Origin of the sequence: Paracoccus sp. UBA889, from assembly GCA_002294185.1 — a bacterium.
Lineage (GTDB): Bacteria > Pseudomonadota > Alphaproteobacteria > Rhodobacterales > Rhodobacteraceae > Paracoccus.
In genome coordinates, this window is sequence record DBFD01000079.1 from 65,771 (window position 1) to 66,076 (window position 306).

Annotated in this window: 1 pseudogene; it reads left to right on the forward strand. The window is 64.7% G+C overall.

From position 1 onward, the window contains the following. Window positions 1-306: pseudogene (locus tag B4L36_RS16135) on the forward strand (calcium-binding protein); the annotation flags it as partial.

Sequence of the window (306 nt, forward strand, 5' to 3'; positions counted from 1 at the left end):
GATCTATGGCGGCGCCGGAAATGACCGCATCCGTTCCAGCGGACAGGGCGTCTATGACGGACAGGGCGGCAACGATTATATCTACGCCGCCTCCGGCACGCCCGAGACGCTGCGCGGCGGCGCCGGCGTCGACTGGCTGAACACCCGCCATTGGTCGGGCGACTACACCATCGACATGGTGACCGGTGCGACCAATTACGCCGGCGAAAGCTTCACCCAGTTCGAGAACCTCGTCACCGGCGCAGGCGATGACCGGATCACCGGCACGGCGGACGCCAACCGCATCTACACCTATGACGGAAACGA